Below are 22,567 nucleotides of genomic sequence, written 5' to 3' on the forward strand. Positions count from 1 at the left end.
TCAGCGCGGCGAATCCGTGCGGATCGGCTTCAGGTGGGCAGCAAGTCCTGCCACGTCTTGGGCGCCTTCGGCGCAACGAGATCCGACTGCTGGTACAGCTTTCCGTCCGGACCGACATAACGCCCCGTGTGCGGGTCGTACCGGGTGATCGTGACGGACGGCCCCGCCGCAGGCCCGAATGCGCTTGGCGCGGCTTGCGGACCTGGGCCGCCGGCCGTGCCGGGCGGTGCGGCATCGGGAGGAGTGGGCGGCGCGGGGGCGGCGGGTGGCGTGGGAAGTTCCGCCGCTGAAGGGACATCGAGTGGCGCTATGGGCGAAAGGTCGGCCGACATTCCCGACAAGGGCGCCAGCGGGGGAGGTCCCGACGATGGCACCGGCGGAACAGCCGCGGCAATCGCGCCCGGCGGTGGATTCTCTCCCCGCGGCCCCGGCGGTGTGCCGCGCGGCACCGCCCCCGGCGGCAGCGGTGTTCCCTCGAGCGGGGCGAAGAGTCTGTCGTTGACGGTAACCCGGTCATCGGGCGGGACGCCCTGGGCGATCAGGTTCGGGTCGAATGGATAGGGACCGAGGACGTGCTGGCGCATCGCCAGCGGCATGAAAGGCTCGTCGCTGTTGCAGATTTCGACGGTGGGTGCGCGCTTGCCCGGGTGACCCATGCAGGGATAGTTGCGGGCACCGCGAACCCCGATCGGTGAATCCTGCGGGAGTTTGCAATACAACCCGTCCGGTGTGTCGATGTCGGTGAGATCGTCCGGGGATCGCCATGTGTTGGGTGGCATGAAGCCGACCGTGCAAATAGGCGGATCGTCGATCGTGAGTGCGAAGTCGCCTTGGGCCGTACCCTCGGGATGGTTCTCCGCCGTCGCGGCCTGCTCGATAGCAACCGCCGACGGCAGCAATACCAGCAGCTGCTCCAGGGAGGGGTGGTAGGTGACGCCGATCTGCCCGATGGTAGTCAGGTTGGCCAGCAACACCGGCAGCGTCGGTTTGATTTGTTCGAGAAGCCGGGATGCTTCGTTCGCCGCCTCGGGACCGTTTCGCAGCAGAGTGCGAACGTGTAAATCGTCCTGTGCGAACACGTCCGTAATCCCCGCGAGGCTGCGCGCCCACGTTCTGATCGATTCGGTGGTGCGTGCTTGCGAATCCAATAGCGGCCCAGTGTCTTCGGTGAGGATTCGGGTCTGATCGACGACGCCGTTGGCGTCGCGGGACACCGTCGATGTGGAGTCGAACAGCGATCCCAGGTCGTAACCGGAACCGTTGAAGCCCCGGAAGCCCTCGTCGAGCAATTGGCCGAGTTTGGTCTTCGGGATGCTTTGGACCAAAGCATTGACCTGATCGAGCATCGGCCCCACCGGCTGCGGAATTGTGGTGTTGCGCATAGCGATTACCGAGCCGTCGTGCAGATACGGCGGCGAATCGGTTCTGGGCTGCAGGTCCACGTACTGTTCACCCACCGCGGAGACACTGAGCACCGCCGCTGTCAGGTCCGCGGGGACCTTGGGTGAAGTGCTAAGCGACAGTGTGGCTTTCGCTCCGGTCGGCGTCAAGCTTACCGAGGTGACCTTGCCGAGTTGAACCCCACGATAGGTCACGTTGGAAAACCGGTAGAGACCGCCGGTGGCCGGCAGCTCCAGCGTAACCGTCATCCGACCGATGCCCAGCAGGGTCGGCACTTGGATGTAGAAGAGCACCATCGCAATCACGCCAATGGTTCCCACGATCGTGAAAATCACTAGCTGGATCCGGATGAAGCGCGTCAGCATCTATCCGCCACCTTCCGTGGGTGCTGGCGCAGGTGGCGGGCCGGGCAGCCGGGCACCGGCCGGAGGCGCGGGCAGCGGCAACGCCTCCGGATCGACCCACGGCGGCCTGATGGGGTCATGCATCGGATCATGGGTGTAATTCAGGTAATACGGGTCCCCGGGAGCCGGTACCAACGGCTGATCCAGCTGCCCCCAGTGCGTCCCCAACAGCAGTCCTCGCTTGAGCCGTGGAATCGACAGGTCCAAATCGACGTGCAGGTTGAAGTAGTCGCCTCGGACCGCTCGGTCGACGAAGTTCTGGGTGAACGGGAACACGAACGCCGCCGCGATGGCCGTGCCGAGCTCCGGTCCGACATCGGAAAGCGCGCGCAGCGTCGGCTCCAGGTTTTTGAGATTCTTGACCAGGTCGGCCTGAGAGTCGTTGATCAACCGGGTGGCGGTGTTGCTGAAAACGCGAAGCCTGTCCAAGGCCGCCGTCAGGCGCGGCCGCTCCCTGATCAGCACATCGAGTGCGGGCGGCACCTTGCGCAGCGCCTGGGTGAGAACATCGCGTTGCTCGGCGAATGTGCCGGCAAGCCGGTTCAGCGCCTGGATGGAGTCGACGATGTTGTCCCGCTGGTCGTTCAGTGTTCCGACGAACGTGTCGAGGCGCGTTAGTAGATCGCGTACGGCGCCCTCGCGCCCGGACAGGGCGATGGAGAAATTGTGGATGATTTCCCCGATCTGTCCCAGTCCCCCGCCGTTGACGACCGCTGCCAGCGACGACAGCGTCTGCTCTGTCGACGGGTAGGCCGATGACCGACTGAGCGGGATGGTGGCGCCCGGCTGCAGCCGTCCGGTTCCCTGCTGGCCGAGCGGCGGGTTGAGTTCCAGATGCATCGACCCCAGCAGGCTGGTCTGACCGACGGTGGCTACCACGTTGGCCGGGACAACGACATCGCGCTTCACCGAGATCTCGACGTCGGCGTGCCAGCCTTGCACCCTCATGTTGCCGACACTGCCGACGATGACGTCGTCGATCATCACCGGCGAATTCGACTCCATCGTACCGACATTCGGGAGTTCGACGTGGTAGATGTCGGCCCCCGGCCCGCGTCCGACCGCGCCCGGCAAGGGTAGTGAGTTCAGGCCGTGGAATGCGCATCCGGTCAGCGTCAACATGGCGCAGCAGACAATGACGAGCATCCCCCGCCCCGGCACCCGCACCCGGCCGGTCATGGTTGCCCCCCTTCCGCCGGAAGCAGCATTTCCGACAGGTTCGGCGCCGGTGGTGACGGTTCCATCGGTGTCGTCGGCGGGGGCGGCAGCGGCATCGCCGCGCCCGGTATCCGCGCCGGAGGCACTGCCCCCGGCGGTCCCACGGGATCACCCGGCAGGCCGGTGTAGGCCGACACCGCGGGCGGGATCTCGGGCGGTCCGGGTTTGGGGCCCTCACCGCCAGGCGCCAGGCGCGGTTCGGTGTAGAGGATGTTCTCAGGGTCCATCGACTTCTGCAGGAATATGTTGATCGGGATCGGCAGGCTGTTGAAGTTGAGCACCCGCAGCCCGGGACCGAGGAACATGGAGCACAGCTTGCCCGATTCAACCGCGGTGACGTTTTCGATGGCGCCGACTGCCGTGCAGCCGGGCACCGGCAGCGGAACCATCAGGCCCGAAAACGTGGGATTCGCAAAGTTCATGATCCCGAACCCCCCCACGATGGTTCCGGTGTCGGCGTTGTAGTCGTTGAAGAAGTTGCCGAGCGCATTCGGCGCGGCGTGCAGGACGTTTTCCAGCGGCATGCGCTGATTGACCAGGATCTGCGTGACATCGGCCAACCGGGCAATCTGCTCGCTCGCCTGGTCACGGCTTCCGGCGATGAATCGCTGCACCTCGCCGACCGCCGTGGACAGCTCGGTCAGCGCCGCGTCCAGCTCGGATTTGCTGTCGTTGACCACGCTGGTGAGCGTGGCCAGGCGATCATTGAACTGCACGAGTTGAATGTTGCTGTCGCGCAGCGCGGTGACGAAGGTCTGCAGGCCCTTGATGATGTCGACGATGTTGCCGCTGCCGTTGGCGAGGATGCGGCCCACCCCTGACAGTTGAGCGAGTGTTTGCCGCAGCTTGTCGCCGTTGCCGTCGAGCGCATTGGCGGCGCTGTCGATGAACCGACCCACCGAGGTACCCGAAACACCACTCTTAGGTCCCAAATCCGTTGCCAGCCGCATCAACTGGGTTTTGACCTCGTCCCACTCGACGGGCACCGCGGTCCGTTCGACCGGGATCACCGCACCGTCAGCCATGACCGGGCCGCTGGTCCGGTAGGCGGGAGTGAGCTGAACATAGCGGGCAGCTACCAGGTTCGAGGCAACGATGACCGCTTTCGCGTCCGCCGGAACGGGCACTGAGCGGTCGACCGCGAGGGTCATCTTGACCTGTTTCCCCTGCGGCTCAATGGACTTGATGGTGCCGACCTTGACACCCGACACCCGCACCTCGTCACCGGGGTAGACCGCGGTGGCGGTGGTGAAATAGGCGGTAATCGTCCTTGGGCCAAAGAACGTATTCCGGACGAGCACGGCAGCGCCGGCAACGACGAGTCCGACCAGGACAACCGCCGCCACGGTCACCAGCCGCTTGCGCTGAATCGGAGGAATCCCAGGAATCACTGCGATCCTCCGACCCTGCCGCCCAACGTACATTCGGGGCATACCGGAATACCGTTGTACGGCCACGGAATAAGCGACCGAGGTACCGGCGAAGGGTAGCCAGGACCGCGAGCCGGGTCGAAGGTGCGGAACCCCCAGAGGTAGTCGAGGAATGGCTGGAATATTTGCGGGGCAAGGAAGTTCGGGACGAACGCCTGGTAGGCGTACATGCTGGAGATGCCCTCACCGACCGTGATCTGGAATTTGGCGAGGCCCGGCAGCGCCTTGCTGATGTTGTCGCGGTTGCGTTCCAGCATCGCGGTCAGCGAATTCAGCCTCTGAAGCGTCGGTGCCAGTTCGCTTTCGTTGTCGTGCACCAAGGCCGTCAGCTGTTTGGCCACCGCCGATGTGTTAGCCAGCAGGTCCACGATCTCCTGCCGGCGCGCCACCAATACTTGGAGCAGAGCGTCGGAGTTGAGGATGAGTTTGTTGACCTGCTGGCTGCGTTCGGAGAGAACCCCGGTGACGTCGGCAGCGCTCTTGAATAGCTCACCCAGATTCTTGTTACGGCTATTGAGGGTGCGTGACAGCCGGGTGAGCGCGTCGAAGGCCGGTCCCAATTGGGGCGCGATCTGGTCGAGCGTCGCCGCCAGTGCGTCCAACGACTGGTTCAGCGTCGCGGTGTTGGTTCCGGCGGTGTTCGATGTGAAGTCGCTGACCGCTTCCGTCAACGAGTAGGGCGAAGACGTGCGCGAGACGGGAATGAGAGCCATCGGACGCATCGTGCCGGTGCCGGCGGACTCCACTGTCAGTACCCGCTCGCCCAGCAGGGTGCCGGTGCGGATGTGCGCGGAAGTCTCCGAGCCGAACAGGATGTTGCCCTTCACCGCGAACGTCACCAGAGCATCGCCGTGGCTCAGCTCGATATTCGACACGGTGCCGACCTTCATCCCCGATACCGTCACGGGGTTGCCCGTCGCAAGGCCGCCGGCTTCGGAGAACAACGCCTGGTACCTGACCATCGTCGCCCAGGTGACGAACCGGTCGGGCGACAGGCCCACCAAGATGGTCAGCACAATCAAGACCGCGCCGATGAATCCGGCCCTGATCAACCCAGCTCCGCGATATTTCAGCATCAGGGTTCCGTGCACCTTCCAGCGTCTGACCTAAATATCGGGGCTTTCACCGTTCTGCCCTGAAGATCCGTGCCGCGCAGCTCCAACTGGCAGAGGTAGTACGGGATAGTGGAGCCGTTCACTCCGAGCCGGACCAGCTTGCGGTAGTTTTTTGGCGCCTTCCCGATTGCGGCTTCGAGGCGGTCCTTGTCGTCGTCGAGTATCGGCGCCAGCCGATTCAACTGGTCTATGGTGCCGGCCAGCGGCGGCCGCGCGCTGGTTAGCAGATCCGCCAGCGAGGCGGTTCCCGTGTCGAGGGCCTCGATGGCGGACCCGATGGTGTCGCGGTCGTCCGACAGCCCGCTGACAAGCCGCTCGAGGCGGTCGACCGCGCCGGAGAACTGGGTGCCGTCCTTGGAGATCGTGCCGATCACGATGTTGAGGTTGTCGATCAGTTGCTGCACGGCTTGATCGTTGTCGGCCAAGGCGTTCGAAAACGACGTCGTCTTGGCGAACAGGGACTCGAGAGTCCCGCCTTGACCCTGGAAGACCTGCAACAATCCCGAGGTTAGCGCGTTGACATCGCGCGGATTCAGGCCCTGGGTAACGGGTTTCAGTCCGCCGAGCAGCAGGTCGAGGTCAAGCGCGGGCGCGGTGCGGTCAACGGGAATCTGACCGCCGGCCGGCAGATGCTTGGCCGAGCCCGGACCGTCGAGCAGTTCGAGGTAGCGGTCGCCCACCAGGTTGAGGTAGCGCACCGCCGCCCGGGTGCCCTCGGTGAGGACGACGTTGCGGTCGGTGTCGAACTCCACCACAACTTTTTTGTCCGGCCGCAGCGAAACGCTGTTGACCGTGCCCACCCGGATCCCGGCGACCCGCACCGACTGCCCCTCCTTGAGACGCGACACATCGGTGAACACCGCCGAATACCCGGTCGTCGCACCCGTCCGGTACTGGCCGAAGATGAAGAACAGGGAGGCGGTCAGCATCAGCATCACGACCGCGAAGATCGCGAACTTGATCAGCGTGGCGCGCGTCCTCATCCGGGTTGTCCGATCTGTTGGGGGTTGCGTGGCGGTCCCGCGATCGGCCCGTATAACAGCTGCTTTAGCAGATCGGAGTTGATCAGCACCTGTGGGTTTCCGTACCCCACCGGGTTGGCGCCGATATCGGAAATCAGCTGCTTTGGATGCGAGTTGAACGGTATTCGCGGCAGACCCATGCACTGCGGGCCGCCCGTCGCCGCAACCTTGGGCAGGTTCGTCGGATACCGATAACGTTCGCCGCCCCACGTGATGCTCGCCGATATGTTGATGCTCGGTTCCGACAACGGCGCACCGTGCGAGATCGTTATCAGGCCGCCGAAACCGCAGGTGAACACCTCGTGGTACTCGTTGGTCAGATCGGTGGTCGGCACCAGCAGATGCAACACATTCGTCAGCGGTTCGCGGTTGTGCGACAAGACGTCGTTGCCGATGTCGGCCAAGCCGATCGCGCTGATCAGCAACGCATCCAGGTTGCGCTGCTCGTCGACGATCGTCTTGCTGATCCGGGTCGCGTTGGCGACGGTCTGCACCAGGTTCGGCGCCGCGTCGGCGTAGGCGTTCGACACCGCCGGCAACACCGCGAGGTCATGACGCAACGCGGGGAGGCTCGGCTCCAGCTTGGCCAGAAACGAATCCAAGTCGCTCAGCGATTGGCCAAGCTGTGTGCCCCGCCCACTAAACGCTTTTGCCAGCGCGCCCAGTGACTCGTTGAGCTTCGCCGGGTCGATCTGGTTCAGCACCGACACCAATTGCTGGAACACGGTGTTGATTTCGACCATGACGTGCTCGCCCGCCAGCGTCTGGCCGGCATGTAGCCGTTGCGCCGAGGGCTTGTCGGGCGCTATCAGCTCAACGGACTTCGCGCCGAACACCGTCGACGACGTGATGTCGACGAGCACGTTGGCGGGAATGTATTGCAATTGCGACGGGTATATCGCCAAGTGGAGAGCCGCCCGGCCGTTCGGTAGCGACTCGATCGATTCAACCTTGCCCACCTGCACGCCGCGCATCTTGACCTTGGCGTCCGCGTTCATCACCAGGCCGGCGCGCTGTGAGATCACCGTCACCGGCACGGTTTTGGTGAGGTCGCCACGGAACAGGATCACCGCCAGCGCGAAGATTCCCGCGACCAGCACGACGGTTCCCAGGCCGGCCAGCGGCCGTGCATACGATCGGACGCCGAAGTGGCGGCCGGGTGATGCCGCGACAGGTGAAGCGGCACTGGTGGTTTCAGACCGGTGGACGGGTCGGGGGCCGAAATCGCGCGTCACTTTCCTTTCACCACCTTTCGCTAGCCGGACAGGTTGAAGTTTCCGTTGGCGCCGTATACTGCCAGCGAAACCAGAAGTATCACCGACACCACCACGATCAGCGATGTCCGCACCGCGTTACCGGTCGCGACCCCCACGCCGGCTGGTCCGCCCGAAGCGAAATAGCCGTGGTACGTATGGATCAACAGGATCGTGATCGCCATCGCGATGGCTTGCAGGAACGACCACAGCAAGTCGATCGGGTTCAAGAACGTGGTGAAGTAGTGGTTGTACAAGCCGCTGGATTGGCCGAAGAGCATCGTCGTGATGAACTGGCTAGCGAGGAACGACAGGACGACGGCGATGCTGTACAAGGGCGTGATCGCCATCATTCCGGCCATGATCCGGGTACTGACAAGATACGAGATCGGCCGGATCGCCATGGATTCCAGGGCGTCAATTTCTTCGTTGATCCGCATGGCACCCAGCTGGGCTGTGACGCCGGCACCGAAGGTGGCTGCCAGACCGATGCCCGCGACGATCGGCGCTGCGATGCGAACGTTGATGAAGGCTGCCAGGAATCCGGTCAATGCCTCGATGCCGATATTGCCCAGTGAGCTGTATCCTTGGACCGCCAGCGTGCCGCCCGCGGCGAGAGTCATGAAGCCGACAATCGCCAGCGTCCCGCCGATCATCGCCAAAGTCCCTGCACCCATGCTGATTTCGGCGATGAGACGGATGATCTCCCGCCGGTAGTGAGTGAGCGCGAATGGTATCCCGGCCATCGCTTTGCCGTAGAACAGCGTGTGATCGCCGATTCGGCCCAAGGTGGAGACCGGTTTCTGGACTTGTCGCGTCAGGCGCGGATAGACAGCGCGCAGTGCCATCGCGTGTCCTACACCTCCTTCGCGCTACTTGGTCGAGAACCGGATACCGATAGCGGTGACAACCACATTGACGACCATGAGCGACATGAACGCGAACACCACGGTTTCGTTCACCGCATTACCGACCGCCTTGGCACCCCCACCAGATACCGTGAGCCCGCGATAACACGCGACCAATCCGGCGATCAGGCCGAAAAGCGCTGCCTTGACACACGAAATGATCATCTCCGGAACGCCGGTCAACAACGTGATGCCCGCCGCGAACGCGCCGGGATTAACGTCTTGAACGAACACCGAGAAGATGTAGCCACCCAGAATGCCGATGATGACCACCAAGCTGTTCAGCAACAGAGCAACCAATCCGGCGGCCAACATGCGTGGCGTCACCAAGCGCTGAACCGGATTGATACCCAGCACCTCCATCGCGTCGATCTCTTCGCGGATGGTGCGCGAACCCAAGTCCGCGCACATCGCCGTTGCTCCGGCGCCGGCCACGATCAACACCGTCACCAACGGGCCGACCTGGGTGACCGCGCCGAAGGCGGCACCCGCACCGGACAGGTCGGCGGCACCCAGTTCCCGCAACAAGATATTGAGGGTAAAGCTGACCAGCACGGTAAACGGAATAGCCACCAACAACGTCGGCACGAGCGCGACGCGCGCCACGAACCAAGACTGATCCAAGAACTCGCGCCACTGGAACGGGCGCACAAAGACGAATTTGATGGCGTCCGCCGACATCGCAAACAGGCCTCCGACCGCCTGCATCGGCTTGGAGCCACGGCCCAACGAGATGCCGGGTGACCAGCGGTCACCGCCCTTACTCGCCATCGGTACGGGACCCCTCTCGCCCAACGACACAGCGCTGGCCGCCCACCCCGAAATCCTCAGCGAGCGGCCACATTCCGACCCTACCGCCGGGCACAACAGCCGCTACCATCCGCACGCCAGGCCTCCGTTCTGGTGCCTGAGTTGGGCTTCAAAACGCGGCACGCCGAAACATGCCGCTGGGTCTTGAAGCGTGCGGCGATTATGACTCATGTCACGTCCATGCGGAACAAAAAATCCACAACTGTTATCGAATAACTAGTGCCGCGGGCGGCCAGGCAGGGCCGGTGAGTCTCAACGGAAGTGATGTTCGGCTTAGACATTTCAGGCCAGCTCTGCTCCTAGGTGACCGCGCCGGCCGTCTTGAGTTCGATGATGCGGTCCCAATCCAGCCCGAGTTCCAACAGGATTTCGTCGGTCTGCTCGGCGAATCCGGGTGCTGGGCCGGTCTGCGGAGCGGTGACGTCGAATTGCACCGGGTTGGCGACGAGGTTGAGTTCGCCTGCGCGCACTATATATTCGTTCGCGCGGATCTGCGGGTCGTCCGCCACTTGCAGGGTGTCCTGCACCGGTGCCCACGGGCCGGCAAGAGTCGCAAAGCGTTCGCTCCACTCGGCAAGCGTGCGGGTTGCGATGACCTTGGTCAAGATCTCGACCGCAGCTGCTGTATTGGCGGCGATTTTTTCGGCGTCGGCGAAGCGAGGATCGTCGATCAAGTCCGGCCGGTCAATGTGCCGGCACACGTCGGCCCAGAACTTTCCGGGCTGCATCATCACCAGGGACATGTAGCGGCCGTCTGCCGTCGGGTACACCCCGACGAGCGGGTTGATCGGCGAACCGTGAATGCCGGGCGGCGGCCCTTGCATCAACTGACCGAGGTGGTTCGTCAACGCCACCGTGTGGCCCAGCGACCACACGCCGCTGCCGAGCAACGAGACATCGACGACGGACGGTTCGCCGCTACGCTCGCGCTTGAGCAAAGCCGCCGCGATACCACCGGCGAGGTTGGTGCCCGAAATGGTGTCGCCGTAGGCCGGCCCGGGCGGGTTAATCATCCCGTCGTACCCCATTGGCGTGATGGTGGCGGCGGTTCCGGCCCGGCACCAGAACGCGGTCATGTCATAGCCGCCCTTGACGGCCTCTGCGCCGCGGGGACCCAGCGCGCTGCCGCGCGCGTAGACGATCTTCGGGTTCACCGCCCGGATGTCATCGACGTCGATGCCGAATTTCTGTCGTGCGTCCGGTAGGAAGCTGGTCAGGAACACATCGGACCGGCGGGCCAGCTCGTAGAGCACTTCCTTGCCCCCGGGTACCGACATGTCCAGGCCGATGCTGCGCTTGCCCCGATTGGCGTGCTCGATGTTGGGGTTGGGGTCGCCTTCGACTCGAAGCATGCCGGTCTGCCGAAGTCCCCGCTGCGGATCGCCCGTCACCGCGTGCTCGACCTTGACCACGTCGGCGCCCCATTCGACCAACACGGCACCGGCCGACGGGACAAACCCGTACATGGCGACTTCCAGCACCCGGATACCCTCGAGCGGTTTCATGCCGGGACCCCCGCGTTCGGCCCCGTCGGCACAGCAAAAGTCTTGCGTTCCAAGAACTCCTCCAGCCCGGCCACTCCCATCTCCCGGCCGACACCCGACTGCTTGAATCCGCCGAACGGGCTGTCCGCGCCGAAGTAGTTGCCGCCGTTGATGGAAAACGATCCGGTGCGGATGCGACGCGCCACGGCCAGCGCCCGGTCCTGGTCGCGGCTGAAGACCGCGCCGGCCAATCCGTAGATCGAGTTGTTGGCGATCCGCACCGCGTCGTCGTCATCGTCGAAGCCGATCACGACGAGGACCGGGCCGAACACCTCATCCTGCGCGATCTCGCTGTCGGGATCGACATTGGTGAGCAGCGTGGGTGCATAGAAGAAGCCAGGATCCAAGCGCTGGCCCCCGGTAACCAAGGTGGCGCCCGCGGCCACGGCGCGTTGGACCATGCCGTCGACCTTGTCCCGCTGACGCTCGTTGATCAGCGGGCCCATGTAGGTCTTCGGGTCGGCCGGGTCGCCGTATCGTACCTTGGCGAAGTTCTGCGCGATCAGATCGACGATTTCGTCGTGGCGCTTGTTGGGCACCAGCAGCCGCGACGTCAACGCGCATCCCTGGCCGGCGTGGGTGACCATGCTGAACGCCGCGAACATGCTGGCGGCGGCGAAGTCGGCGTCGTCGAGCATGATCACCGCCGACTTGCCGCCCAATTCCAGGAAGACGCGCTTGACGGTTTCACTCGCCGCGGCCATGATCCGCCGCCCGACGGCCGTCGACCCGGTGAAGGTGATGACGTCGACGTCGGGACTGGTAGTCAGCGCCGCTCCCGCCGCGGCATCCGACGACGTCAGCACGTTCACCACGCCATCCGGGATATCGGTATGGTTGGCGATCAGCTCACCCAGCGCCAGCGTGATCAGCGGTGTGTCCGGCGCTCCCTTGAGCACCACCGTGCAGCCCGCGGCCAGGGCGGGGGCAAGCTTGGCCAGCGCGAGTTGGTTCGGGTAGTTGTAGGCGATGATGGCGCCGACAACGCCGGCGGCTTCCTTTTCCACCCAACGGTGATGCCGCATTCCCCGCGATTGGATCTCGCCGAGGTCTTCGGAGAACTGATAGCCGCGCAACAGATCGGCGTAGAAGCGCACGATGCCGATCGGCTCGTCGAGCTGGGCGCCCTGCGTCAGCGCGCGGGTCGCGCCGACTTCGGCGATCGTCAGCTCACGCAACTCCTCGGCGTGCTCTAACAGCGCCTGGTGTAGCTGGTCAAGGCAGCGGGCACGCGTTTCGACATCGGTTGACCAGTTCGTGGCATCGAAGGCACGCCGTGCCGCCGCGATCGCCGCCTCGGCCTCCGCGACGCCGGCGTCCGGAGCGTGTCCCAGCACCGCGCCGGTGGCGGGATTGATCGACGGGAACGTCTTCGCGGTCGCGACCAGCCGGCCGTCGATCAACAGTCGGCGGTCAGCCCGCGCCGGCGACACGGTGCCTCCCGCGACCTGTCGCGAGACGGCATCGGCCGCGTCCTGCGCTGGCATTGGAACCCCTGGTGTGCTGACGGTCACGATAATTTCATTCTCATCCCTGGCGAATCCTACATTCGGACGCTGAGAACTCAAGAATGTATCAGGACTGGATTGGCCCACTGACCAGCTAAGCAATCGCTCAGCGACGGGCGGTGGAGGGCCGTTGCAGCAGGCCGGGCGTGGTTTCGACGTCCGCTTGCGAGCCGCCGGAATCCGAGAGTAAGGTTCTCATAATTGTAAGGGAGATTCTTTGAGATGGAGACCGTCGCGTTTGTAGAGGCCTCTCGGTGAAGACTGCCGTCGTCACCGGTGGCGGGTCCGGCATCGGGCTGGCCGTCGCGCATCGGCTGCGCGCCGACGGCATCGATGTGGCCACCATCGACCGCACACCATCCGACGCCGAGCTTGCCTACACCGCCGACGTGACCGACCGCGCCCAGATCGACGCCGCGCTCTCGGAGATCCGCGGCCGGCTGGGCCCCGTCACGGTTCTGGTCAACGCCGCCGGCCTGGACGGGTTCAAGCGGTTCACCAACATTTCGTTCCAGGACTGGCAACGGGTGATAGATGTCAACCTCAACGGGGTGTTCCATGCGATCCAGGCGGTGCTGCCCGACATGCTGGAAGCCGGGTGGGGACGGATCGTCAATATCTCGTCGTCGAGCACGCATTCGGGTACCGCATATATGTCGCACTATGTGGCGGCCAAGTCCGCGGTCAACGGGCTGACCAAGTCGCTGGCGCTCGAATACGGTCCTAGCGGCATCACCGTCAACGCCGTGCCCCCCGGGTTCATCGACACCCCGATGCTGCGCAATGCGGCCGAGCACGGGTTCCTCGGCGACATCGAGCAGAACATCGCCAAAACCCCGGTGCGCCGGATGGGCAAGCCGGAAGACATCGCCGCCGCGTGCGCCTTTCTCGTTTCCGAGGAAGCCGGCTATATCACCGGTCAGATCCTGGGCGTCAACGGCGGCCGCAACACCTGAGCTCAAGGAGACACCGTGAAGGTATGGGTTGATCCCGAACGCTGCCAGGGCCACACGCTGTGCTCGATGATCGCTCCGGATTCCTTCCAACTGAGTGAGATCGACGGCAGCTCGTCAGCGGTCAGAGAGGTGGTTCCGGCCGATCAGCAAGACCAGGTCCGCGAAGCCGCGCAGTCCTGCCCGGAGCAGGCCATCGTCCTCACCGATTGACACATCAAGGGAGACAGCACGTTGAGCGTGGACGACGTCGTCAGCGACAGCGATCGGAAGAAGAACCGCTATCAGTTCGATCGGCATGCGGCCGAGTACCGGGGGAAGTTCAAGAGCATCACCGAGGAGATGCACGCCAAGTGCCCGATGGCGTGGACCGACACCTACGGCGGGCACTGGGTCGCGGCTGGCAGCACCGAGGTATTCGAGCTGGCGCGGTGCCCGGCGGTCTCCAACGATCACGACATCCACGGCGAACGACGCGGCTACAAAGGCATTTCCATCCCGACGGCCAGCCGCGTCAGCGCGGTGCGCGGCGGCATTCTGGAGATGGATGACCCCGAGCACCGCACCTACCGCACCGTGCTGAACCCATATCTGTCCCCGGCGGCGGTCAAGCGCTGGGAGCCGGTCATCGACGACGTGACGCGCGCCTGCCTCGACGAGAAGATCGAGACGGGCCACATCGACTTCGTCGACGACCTGGCCAACATCGTGCCCGCCGTGTTGACACTGGCGATGCTGGGCATCCCGCTGAAGAAGTGGAACCTGTACAGCGAGCCCGTCCATGCCGCGGTCTACACCCCGGAGCACTCCCCGGACATCGAGCGCGTCACCGCGATGCACCGGGAAATGGGCCTCGACATGGTCAACAACATGCTCGAGATTCGCGAGAATCCGCGCCCCGGCATCGTGAATGGGCTACTGCAGATGCGGATCGACGGCGAACCCGCGCCGGACCTGGAGATTCTCGGCAATCTCGGCTTGGTCATCGGTGGCGGATTCGACACCACCACGGCGCTGACCGCGCATTCGCTGGAATGGCTTTCGGAGAATCCCGAACAGCGAGAGCGCCTGCGGGACAACCTGGATACCCTGCTCGACCCGGCGACCGAGGAGTTCTTGCGCTTCTTCACACCGGCACCCGGTGATGGCCGGACCTTCTCCGACGATGTCGAAGTCAACGGTTACCAGTTCAAAGAGGGTGAGCGACTGTGGATTTCGTGGGCCATGGCCAATCGCGACCCGGCGTTGTTCGCCGAACCGGACCAGCTCATTCTCGACCGTAAAGGCAACCGGCACTTCAGCTTTGGCATCGGCGTGCACCGATGCGTCGGATCGAACGTGGCGCGCACCGTATTCAAGTCCATGCTCACCGCGGTGCTCGACCGGATGCCCGACTACCACTGCGATCCCGATGGCGCCGTGCACTACGAGAGCATCGGCGTCATTCAGGGCATGCGTAAACTGCCGGCCACCTTCACACCCGGCCGCACCGTCGGTGCGGGCCTCGACGAAACCCTGGACAAGCTGCAACGCATCTGCGACGGACAAGAACTCGCCAGGCCCGTCACCGAACGCAAGGAAGCCGCGGTCATCGACTAGTGGCGATCGCAAAGCGCGGCGTGGCGATCGCAAGCGCGGCGGAGCCGGGCGCGGCGGGTCGCCACAACGCGGTACAGCCGGGCGCGGCGGGTCGCCACCATCGGACTAGTGGCGATCGCAAGCGCGGCGAGCCGGGCGCAAGCGCGGCGAGCCGGGCGCGGCGGGTCGCCACCATCGGACTAGTGGCGATCGCAAGCGCGGCGAGCCGGGCGCGGCGGGTCGCCACAACGCGGCGAGCCGGGCGCGGCGGGTCGCCACCATCGGACTAGTGGCGATCGCAAGCGCGGCGAGCCGGGCGCAAGCGCGGCGAGCCGGGCGCGGCGGGTCGCCACCATCGGACTGAGCCACCTTGCCACCCAACGTCGCGCTGACCACCTGACAGCGGGCCCGTTGACGCGCGCGATTTTTCAGAGTAGGCCTGGGCAGCGTGGCCGCGCTCTATATTCAGTCCGAGCGCGTGCACTAAAGATGGGAGACGCGTCGGTGAAGATTTTTGCAGTGAACCTTGCGCTTGCCATTGCCGCGCTGACTCTTACGCCCACTGCCCATGCGGACATGCAGATTGGCAACTACACGGCGAACACGGACCGGGATCGCGGCCACAACTGGATTTGGGCGATTCGGCCGTGCGTTTCTCGCGCACCGGGATGCCTGACCATCCAAGGAGTACCGCAACCCAACGGGCAAGCGGCGCCTTACAAGGAAGACGCGTACCTGTCCAATGGCCGCTACACGATGACCGTCGATGTGCCAGATGGTGTGCGCTGCGTGGTCCAGTTTTTTCCCTCGCATGACGTCTATTCGTGGGATGCGGTCACACTGAGCGGTGAATTGGTCACCACATACGACACCGGGTGTGGCGGCGGCCCGGGGGGTACCGACACTTATCCCTTCACGCTCGTGCGATGGTAGCCGCGAACGCCTTTGCGTGCGGGAACGAATTCCCGTGCTAAGCCCGTTCGGCAGCGACTCTGATGCAGTGACGGGCGGGAAGCGCATTGGGTGAGGCGAAGCCACCGCCAGAAGATTCGGCTATATCGCAAGCCGACGCGATGGCGTTGCTCGAGGAAGCCGAGGCAGAAGCCGCCGAAGCCGAAGCGTTGGCCGCCGCCGCTCGCGCGCGCGCCCGTGCCGCCCGGCTACGGCGCGAAGTGCGGGCAACGGCCGAAGCCGCCGAGAGCGCTGAGGCCGAGACCGCCGACGAACAAGGCCCCAACGTCGAGGAGACCGTCGAAGCCGCGGCACCGGGAGACCGGTTGGCGAGGTGGCTGAGGGCCGCAAACCGGTTGCCGTCGCTGTCAGCGACTTCCAAAGTGACCACTATCATCCTCATCTGCGCACTTGTTGGCGCCAGCGGGTACGTGCTGTGGCAAGACCGTAACGCCACCGAGCGACGGCAGCGCGCCGCGAACTTCGTCGCCGGGGCCAAGCAGGGCGTAGTCAACATGGCGTCCTTGGACTTCCGTAGGGCAAAGGATGACGTCCAGCGGCTGCTGGACAGCTCCACCGGCCAGTTCAGGGACGACTTCCAGCAGCGTGCAAACGATTTCGTGTCGGTGGTCGAGGAGTCCAAAGTGGTCACGCAGGGAACGATCAACGCGGCGGCCGTCGAATCCATGGACGAGCATTCCGCATCGGTGTTGGTCGTGGCGACATCGTCGATCACCAATGCCGCTGGTGCCAAAGACGAACCACGCGTGTGGCGGCTGCGGGTAACAGTGACCGAAGAAGGCGGACAGTACAAGATGTCGAAATTGGAATTCGTACCGTGACCGGTGAAAGGGATGAAACCCACGACATCGAAGCCACCGATGCGGCGACCACGGCTCCCACTCAAGACGACTCCCCCAAACGAGCCAAACGCGAGCCGCGTGACTGGTCACGCGCGCTGCGCAAGGTGAAAGTCGTTCCTGCGACTCTGACACTCCTGCTGCTGATATCCGCCGGGGTGGCGACGTGGCTGTTCTTTGAGCGCTACCAGCCGAACCGACGGACCGACCCCAGCGTCGCCCGTGCGGTCGTCACCGCGGCCTCCGAGGGAACGGTTGCGCTGCTCTCCTATTCACCCGAGTCGCTCGACAAGGACTTCGCCACCGCCAAGGCGCACCTTTCCGGGGATTTCCTGTCGTATTACAACCAATTCACCGAGCAGATCGTGGCTCCGGCGGCCAAGCAGAAGTCGCTGAAAACCACCGCCCACGTTGTCGGGACCGCAGTGTCGGAGTTACACCCGGATTCGGCCGTCGTCCTCGTGTACGTCAATCAGACCACCACAAGCAAAGACAAGCCCGACCCCGCCATGTCGGCCAGCAGCGTCCTGGTGAGCATGACCCGCGTCAACGGCGCCTGGCTGATCACCAAGTTCGACCCGGTCTAGTCTCTCCGCCGAGCAGACGCAAAGGTGCCCGAAAACCGCGGTTTTCGGGCACCTTTGCGTCTGCTCGCGGTCGCTAGCGGGGCAGTCCGAGCACTCGCTGGGCGATGATGTTGCGCTGGATCTCCGACGTACCGCCGGCGATGGTGCCGGAAAAGCTCCGGGCGTAACGCTCGAACCAGCTGGCGAAATAGTGGTCAAGGTTCATCGGCTCATACGGCCCGGTCAACGCGGGGTGGATCAGCCCGTCGGGCCCGGCCGCTGACAGCGCATGTTCAAACGCGCGCAGCTCCGCTTCCGAACCGAGGAGCTTGAGCACCGACACCGCCGCCACGTCATCTTCGCCGCGCGCGGCCCGCGCCAGGGCCACCGAACCCAAGAGCCGCAACGCCTGTTTGTCCATGATCGTGGTCGCGTAATGGTCGCGATCAAGCTCGGTCGTGGGCCGGAAATCGGCGATCACGTTGTCGAGCCGATCGGCGAAACCCAGCCACATCATCGTGCGCTCGTGCCCTAGGGATCCGTTGGCCACCCGCCACCCGCCGTTCAACGGCCCGACCAGGTTCTCCACCGGCACCCGCACATCGGTGAAGAACACCTCGTTGAAGTCCAGGTCGTCGGCCGAGCAGATCGACGGGAACGGCCGGCACACCACACCTTCGGTATCGGTTGGGATCAGTAATACGCTGATGCCCTGGTGTTTTGGCGCATCCGGATCGGTACGGACAAAGGTCAACAGCACATCGGCGTCATGAGCGCCGGACGTCCAAACCTTCTGCCCGTTGACGACGAAATGATCGCCCTCAAGCACGGCACGAGTTCGCAACGACGCCAGGTCGGAGCCGGCGCTCGGCTCGCTCATCCCCAGCGAGGCCGTGATCTCGGCCCGCAGGATCGGCACCGCCCAACGGTGCTTTTGCTCCGCGCTGCCGAACGACAACAACGACGCGGCAACGATATTCACGCCCTGCGGGTTGAAGCTGTGGTAGATCCGCCGACGGCTGAGTTCCTCCAAGTACGCGAACTGCTGCAGCACCGTGGCGTTGCGCCCACCGAATTCCGGTGGCTGACTGGGTAATAGCCAGCCGCTGTCGAACAGCAGCCGCTGCCAGCGACGCGCCCACTGCGGCATGTGCGAAACCGAGCGGGGACGCTCGCACGTTTCATTTGGCGGCGGCAGATTCTCGTCGAGGAAAGCCCCAAACTCGGCCCGGAACGCCTCGACATCGGGATCAAAAGTCAGCTGCACGGTATTCCTCGGCGATCTGCGCGCGATGCTCGGCCGCACCACCGAGCATCAGCTCACCCGCTTTGGCTCGCTTCAACGCGAATTGCAGGTCGTTCTCCCACGTGAATCCCATTGCGCCGTGCAGTTGTAAGCCATGTCGAAAGACCAGCGACTGGCACTCCCCTGCCGATGCCTTGGCCATCGCGGCCGCCAGCCGACGCCGCGGATCGTCGGCCGCGATGGTCAACGCGGCGAAGTACGCGAGTGCCCGAGCGCGTTCCACGGCGACGTGCATATCGGCGGCCTTGTGCTGGACCGCTTGGAACGAGCCGATCGGTACCCCGAATTGATGACGGCTGCGGACATGCTCGAGCACCAGATCGAGGATGCGTTGGCAGGCGCCGACCATCGTCATCGCCATGCCCGTCAGCGCAACATGGCGTGCTCGCTCTTGGTCCACGGTTATCCGGGCACTGTCAGGAACCCGCACCTCACCGAACGACAAGTCGGCGACATGCAGCACCGGATCGAAAACGGACTCGCGCCGCTTGAAAACCGCACCGGCCACCTGACTGGCTTCGACGAGGAAAACCCCGGCCTCCGTTGCCACCGCCAGCCGGTCGGCACGATCGCCGTCGAGGACATGGCGGGCCGTCCCGTCCAGCACCCAACCGTCGGCGTCCCGGCGTGCGGTCACCCCGCTGTAGACGGCGGTACCCGACACGTGTGGGTCGAACCGATCCGCGGCCAACGGCGCGAACTGGCTCATGGTGGCCAGGAACGGCGTGGGATCGGTGGCGTGACCCAACTCTTCCAATACGATCGCCAGTTCCACGGCCCTGGCCGGGTCGTTTAGCTCGGTCCAGCCAAGGTCCAGATAGACCTTCCATAGTGGACTCGGGTCGACACCCTTCTCGGCGACGCCCCGCACCATCGACGGCGGACATTGCTTGGCGACGACATCGCGAACCGTTTGCTGCCATAGCCGCTGATCAGCGTCGAACTCCAACAGCATCGCAGGCGCCTCCCGTCGTCACCGTTCTCGATGAGAATAACATTCTCAGTAGTGAAAGTAGTAATCTCTGAAACTGGGATGCAGACTGCCCGCAGCGAAGGGACCGCAATGCCGGATGCCGCGACGACACTGTATGAGATCGAGGCGATCAAGCAGCTCAAAGCCCGATACTGCCGCTACCTGGATACCAAGCGGTGGGACGACTGGCGGCAGCTATTCATCGACGATTTCGTGAGCGACACCTCGGCGGCCGGCGGGAAGCTCATCCGCGGCGCCGACGAGTTCGTGTCCTACGTTCGCAACACCCTGGGGAAGCCCTCACAACCGACGGTGCACCAGGTACACGCGCCCGAGATCGAGCTAACGTCGGCGACGACCGCGACCGGGATCTGGGCGCTGCAGGACGTGGTGCGCCTGGCGCCGGGCGTCAACCTCAACGGGCGAGGTCATTACCACGAGACCTACGAGAAGGTAGAAGGCCGCTGGCTGCTCAAGACCTCCACGCTGACCCGGCTGCGTGAGGACATCTTCAATCCGCTGTTCTCGGTACGCATTTCGCCGCGGCTGCGTGATGCCGGCGCCGTGCTGGCGCGCAGGTTCAACCGATGACCGGCCAAACAGTCCTTGTCACCGGCGCATTCGGCCAAGTCGGCAAGCTCTGCACCGAGATGCTGTTGCGCCGTGGCCACACCGTGATCGCGATGGACGTAACCAACGACAATTCGGCTGCGATCGTCACGCGCCCCGGCGCACTGATCCCGACGCACACCGATCTCACCGACGCTGACGCCGTCGTCGCCGTGGTGGCCCGCCACCAACCGGTCGCGATCGTTCACCTGGCGGCGATCGTCGCGCCCCCCTCATATCGCAATCCCGGGTTGGCACGCAGAGTTAACGTGGACGGAACCCGAAACCTGGTGAAGGCGGCGCAAACGTTGGGCGATCCACCGTTTGTCGTGTTCGCCTCCAGCGCCGCGGTCTACGGCGCCCGTAACCCGCACCGCTATCCCGAACGCATCACCGGTGATACCCCAGTGAATCCGATCGATCAGTACGGTGAAGACAAGATCCTGGCCGAGGCCGTCATCACGGAAAGCGGTCTGCCGCATGCCATATTGCGGCTGGGTGCGATCGTCTCGCCCGACGGCGCTGCCAATCTGGACGCCGACTACCTGCTGCTGGTGCGGGCTACCCCAACAGACAACCGCATGCACGCCGTCGACGCCCGCGATGTCGCGCTGGCCTTCGCCAACGCCGTCGACCGTCGGGCCATCATCGATGGGAAGGTGCTCGTGGTTGCCGGCAATGAAACCTACGTCCAGCTGATGAGCGACCTGCAGGACGACATGATGGCCGCCGTCGGCATTGGCCGCCTCGGCCCGTCGGCCGGGCTGCCCGGTGATCCCGACGACGACCGCGGTTGGGCCTTCACCGGCTGGTTCGATACCGCCGAATCCCAAGCACTACTTGACTATCAGGAACATGACTGGCCAGGCACCGTCGCCTGGATCGCGGAATCGATGGGCCGGCGCCGCATTCTGCTCAAGGCGCTCGGTCCGGTGGTCCGCCCGACGATGCGCGCGCTGCTGGTCCTGCAACGCCGGATCGAACGCCGCGGTCCTTACGCCAACCCGTGGACACTCATTGGCCACAAGTTTGGCCCGGACGCGCTCGCACCCACGGCGCGCTGACGTCGATGACCACTGCACGGGCGCAGAAGCTGGTCATCGGCGCCAGCGGCTTCCTGGGTTCGCATGTCACCCGCCAACTCGTTGCCGCCGGCGAAGACGTGCGGGTCATGGTGCGGCACACCAGTTCTACCAAGGGCATCGACGACCTCGACGTCGAGCGCTGCTACGGCGACATCTTCGACGATGCGGCGCTGCGTGCTGCGATGGCAGGCTGCGATGTCGTCTACTACTGCGTGGTCGACGCACGGATGTGGCTGCGCGACCCCACTCCACTATTTCGCACCAACGTCGAAGGCCTCCGGCATGTGCTCGATGCGGCGGTTGCCGCTGATCTACGAAAGTTTTTATTCACCAGCAGCACAGGCACACTGGCGATCAACGACCATCGCGCTGTAACCGAAGACGATCCACATAACTGGACCGACGGCGGTGCCTATATCGAATCACGGGTTCTGGCTGAGGATTTGGTCATGCAATACGCCCGCGACAAAGGACTTCCAGCGGTCGCCCTGTGTGTCTCGACTACCTACGGGCCCGGGGACTGGGCGCCGACGCCACACGGGTCGCTCATCGCCCGGGTCGCCACCGGACGGTTCCCGTTCTATCTCGGGTTCTCCTCCGAGGTCGTCGGCATCGAAGACGCCGCCCGCGCAATGCTTCTCGCCGCTGACCGGGGTCGCGACGGTCACCGCTACATCATCTCCGACCGTTACATGAGCACCCGAGAGATCCACGACATAACGGCTCGCGCCGTCGGTCGACGCCCGCCGCGCATCCCGATTCCACTGTCCGTTTTGCATGCCGTAGCGCGCCTCAACGATCTCGCCGCCAGGGTGCTACGTCGGGACCTGCCGTTTGCCTACGTCGGCATCCGCATGGCGGAACTGATGTCGCCGCTCGACCACAGCAAGGCCGAACGCGAACTCGGTTGGACACCCGAACCCGTCAAAGAATCCATCCGCAAGGCCGCCCGGTTTTTCGCCGCGCGCTCAGCAGAGTAGCGCTTCGCCCGGCTGGTCCCAGACCGCGAGTCAACCACCGCACGCCCAAACCTCACGGGGCCCTCGTGGAGTTAGGAACCGGTAATATAGAGG

Annotated in this window: 21 protein-coding genes; 9 read left to right on the forward strand and 12 right to left on the reverse strand. The window is 64.4% G+C overall.

Annotated elements, in window-relative coordinates:
- Positions 1-29: 29 nt before the first annotated feature.
- The 10 genes from AADZ78_RS22950 to AADZ78_RS22995 all read right to left on the reverse strand — a co-directional run bounded on the left by AADZ78_RS22950 (position 30) and on the right by AADZ78_RS22995 (position 12,592).
- Complete coding sequence (locus AADZ78_RS22950) at positions 30-1,766, reverse strand: MCE family protein (protein WP_085250683.1); 1,737 nt, start codon at positions 1,764-1,766, stop codon at positions 30-32.
- Positions 1,767-2,984: an MCE family protein gene (locus AADZ78_RS22955; RefSeq protein WP_372510519.1), complete on the reverse strand. Its 1,218-nt coding sequence runs from the start codon at positions 2,982-2,984 to the stop codon at positions 1,767-1,769.
- A complete protein-coding gene (locus AADZ78_RS22960) occupies positions 2,981-4,414 on the reverse strand; it encodes an MCE family protein (protein WP_239656687.1) in 1,434 nt (477 codons plus the stop codon). Before AADZ78_RS22960 ends, AADZ78_RS22955 begins: the two co-directional genes overlap by 4 nt.
- Entirely contained in the window at positions 4,411-5,529 is a 1,119-nt protein-coding gene (locus AADZ78_RS22965) for an MCE family protein (protein ID WP_085250723.1), read from the reverse strand. The genes AADZ78_RS22960 and AADZ78_RS22965 overlap by 4 nt, the downstream gene beginning before the upstream one ends.
- A complete protein-coding gene (locus AADZ78_RS22970; RefSeq protein WP_085250681.1) occupies positions 5,529-6,551 on the reverse strand; it encodes an MCE family protein in 1,023 nt (340 codons plus the stop codon). The genes AADZ78_RS22965 and AADZ78_RS22970 overlap by 1 nt, the downstream gene beginning before the upstream one ends.
- Positions 6,548-7,711: an MCE family protein gene (locus AADZ78_RS22975; RefSeq protein ID WP_239655315.1), complete on the reverse strand. Its 1,164-nt coding sequence runs from the start codon at positions 7,709-7,711 to the stop codon at positions 6,548-6,550. Before AADZ78_RS22975 ends, AADZ78_RS22970 begins: the two co-directional genes overlap by 4 nt.
- 134 nt (positions 7,712-7,845) lie before the next feature.
- Positions 7,846-8,691 carry an MlaE family ABC transporter permease gene (locus AADZ78_RS22980; RefSeq protein WP_085250680.1) on the reverse strand — a complete coding sequence of 282 codons (846 nt, stop codon included), beginning with the start codon at positions 8,689-8,691 and terminating at the stop codon, positions 7,846-7,848.
- 24 nt (positions 8,692-8,715) lie between these two features.
- Positions 8,716-9,522: an MlaE family ABC transporter permease gene (locus AADZ78_RS22985; protein ID WP_085250679.1), complete on the reverse strand. Its 807-nt coding sequence runs from the start codon at positions 9,520-9,522 to the stop codon at positions 8,716-8,718.
- Positions 9,523-9,860: 338 nt separating this feature from the next.
- Positions 9,861-11,066, reverse strand: a complete 1,206-nt coding sequence (locus tag AADZ78_RS22990; RefSeq protein WP_085250678.1) for a CaiB/BaiF CoA transferase family protein — start codon at positions 11,064-11,066, stop codon at positions 9,861-9,863.
- The gene (locus AADZ78_RS22995) at positions 11,063-12,592 is read right to left on the reverse strand and encodes an aldehyde dehydrogenase family protein (protein WP_085250677.1); all 1,530 of its coding nucleotides are present in this window, start codon (positions 12,590-12,592) and stop codon (positions 11,063-11,065) included. The genes AADZ78_RS22990 and AADZ78_RS22995 overlap by 4 nt, the downstream gene beginning before the upstream one ends.
- A 275-nt stretch (positions 12,593-12,867) precedes the next feature.
- Here AADZ78_RS22995 and AADZ78_RS23000 point away from each other — a divergent pair, with 275 nt between their 5' ends.
- From AADZ78_RS23000 to AADZ78_RS23025, 6 genes are all read left to right on the forward strand, one after another.
- The gene (locus AADZ78_RS23000) at positions 12,868-13,569 is read left to right on the forward strand and encodes an SDR family NAD(P)-dependent oxidoreductase (protein WP_085250676.1); all 702 of its coding nucleotides are present in this window, start codon (positions 12,868-12,870) and stop codon (positions 13,567-13,569) included.
- Between the two features lie 15 nt (positions 13,570-13,584).
- Entirely contained in the window at positions 13,585-13,779 is a 195-nt protein-coding gene (locus tag AADZ78_RS23005; protein ID WP_085250675.1) for a ferredoxin, read from the forward strand.
- A gap of 21 nt (positions 13,780-13,800) precedes the next feature.
- Positions 13,801-15,165 (forward strand): cytochrome P450, encoded by a 1,365-nt coding sequence (locus tag AADZ78_RS23010; RefSeq protein ID WP_085250674.1) that lies wholly within the window; start codon positions 13,801-13,803, stop codon positions 15,163-15,165.
- Positions 15,166-15,633: 468 nt separating this feature from the next.
- A complete protein-coding gene (locus AADZ78_RS23015) occupies positions 15,634-16,077 on the forward strand; it encodes a hypothetical protein (protein WP_085250673.1) in 444 nt (147 codons plus the stop codon).
- 86 nt (positions 16,078-16,163) lie between these two features.
- Entirely contained in the window at positions 16,164-16,937 is a 774-nt protein-coding gene (locus AADZ78_RS23020; protein ID WP_085250672.1) for a hypothetical protein, read from the forward strand.
- A gap of 26 nt (positions 16,938-16,963) precedes the next feature.
- Positions 16,964-17,542 carry a hypothetical protein gene (locus AADZ78_RS23025; protein ID WP_085250721.1) on the forward strand — a complete coding sequence of 193 codons (579 nt, stop codon included), beginning with the start codon at positions 16,964-16,966 and terminating at the stop codon, positions 17,540-17,542.
- A gap of 73 nt (positions 17,543-17,615) precedes the next feature.
- Here the strand turns inward: AADZ78_RS23025 and AADZ78_RS23030 are convergent, their stop codons facing one another.
- Positions 17,616-18,788 carry an acyl-CoA dehydrogenase family protein gene (locus tag AADZ78_RS23030; RefSeq protein ID WP_085250671.1) on the reverse strand — a complete coding sequence of 391 codons (1,173 nt, stop codon included), beginning with the start codon at positions 18,786-18,788 and terminating at the stop codon, positions 17,616-17,618.
- On the reverse strand, positions 18,772-19,782 hold the full coding sequence (locus AADZ78_RS23035; RefSeq protein WP_085250670.1) for an acyl-CoA dehydrogenase family protein: 1,011 nt from the start codon (positions 19,780-19,782) through the stop codon (positions 18,772-18,774). Before AADZ78_RS23035 ends, AADZ78_RS23030 begins: the two co-directional genes overlap by 17 nt.
- A 108-nt stretch (positions 19,783-19,890) precedes the next feature.
- Between AADZ78_RS23035 and AADZ78_RS23040 the strand changes: the two genes are divergently transcribed.
- From AADZ78_RS23040 to AADZ78_RS23050, 3 genes are read left to right on the forward strand one after another with little or no spacing between them, the layout of a single operon-like run.
- Positions 19,891-20,391: a nuclear transport factor 2 family protein gene (locus AADZ78_RS23040; RefSeq protein ID WP_085250720.1), complete on the forward strand. Its 501-nt coding sequence runs from the start codon at positions 19,891-19,893 to the stop codon at positions 20,389-20,391.
- On the forward strand, positions 20,388-21,473 hold the full coding sequence (locus tag AADZ78_RS23045; RefSeq protein WP_085250669.1) for an NAD-dependent epimerase/dehydratase family protein: 1,086 nt from the start codon (positions 20,388-20,390) through the stop codon (positions 21,471-21,473). Before AADZ78_RS23040 ends, AADZ78_RS23045 begins: the two co-directional genes overlap by 4 nt.
- Positions 21,474-21,478: 5 nt before the next feature.
- Positions 21,479-22,474, forward strand: a complete 996-nt coding sequence (locus tag AADZ78_RS23050; RefSeq protein ID WP_085250668.1) for an NAD-dependent epimerase/dehydratase family protein — start codon at positions 21,479-21,481, stop codon at positions 22,472-22,474.
- Positions 22,475-22,567: the final 93 nt, after the last annotated feature.

Origin of the sequence: Mycobacterium riyadhense, assembly GCF_963853645.1 — a bacterium.
GTDB classification, from domain to species: Bacteria; Actinomycetota; Actinomycetes; order Mycobacteriales; family Mycobacteriaceae; genus Mycobacterium; species Mycobacterium riyadhense.

Coding starts and splice junctions, on each gene's coding strand:
- AADZ78_RS22970 (WP_085250681.1), bottom strand. CDS start 6,551: ATGAGGACGCGCGCCACGCTGATCAAGTTCGCGATCTTCGCGGTCGTG.
- AADZ78_RS22950 (WP_085250683.1), bottom strand. CDS start 1,766: ATGCTGACGCGCTTCATCCGGATCCAGCTAGTGATTTTCACGATCGTG.
- AADZ78_RS22990 (WP_085250678.1), bottom strand. CDS start 11,066: ATGAAACCGCTCGAGGGTATCCGGGTGCTGGAAGTCGCCATGTACGGG.
- AADZ78_RS23045 (WP_085250669.1), top strand. CDS start 20,388: ATGACCGGCCAAACAGTCCTTGTCACCGGCGCATTCGGCCAAGTCGGC.
- AADZ78_RS22985 (WP_085250679.1), bottom strand. CDS start 9,522: ATGGCGAGTAAGGGCGGTGACCGCTGGTCACCCGGCATCTCGTTGGGC.
- AADZ78_RS23040 (WP_085250720.1), top strand. CDS start 19,891: ATGCCGGATGCCGCGACGACACTGTATGAGATCGAGGCGATCAAGCAG.
- AADZ78_RS23035 (WP_085250670.1), bottom strand. CDS start 19,782: ATGCTGTTGGAGTTCGACGCTGATCAGCGGCTATGGCAGCAAACGGTT.
- AADZ78_RS22955 (WP_372510519.1), bottom strand. CDS start 2,984: ATGACCGGCCGGGTGCGGGTGCCGGGGCGGGGGATGCTCGTCATTGTC.
- AADZ78_RS22980 (WP_085250680.1), bottom strand. CDS start 8,691: ATGGCACTGCGCGCTGTCTATCCGCGCCTGACGCGACAAGTCCAGAAA.
- AADZ78_RS23050 (WP_085250668.1), top strand. CDS start 21,479: ATGACCACTGCACGGGCGCAGAAGCTGGTCATCGGCGCCAGCGGCTTC.
- AADZ78_RS22965 (WP_085250723.1), bottom strand. CDS start 5,529: ATGCTGAAATATCGCGGAGCTGGGTTGATCAGGGCCGGATTCATCGGC.
- AADZ78_RS23015 (WP_085250673.1), top strand. CDS start 15,634: ATGGGAGACGCGTCGGTGAAGATTTTTGCAGTGAACCTTGCGCTTGCC.
- AADZ78_RS22995 (WP_085250677.1), bottom strand. CDS start 12,592: ATGCCAGCGCAGGACGCGGCCGATGCCGTCTCGCGACAGGTCGCGGGA.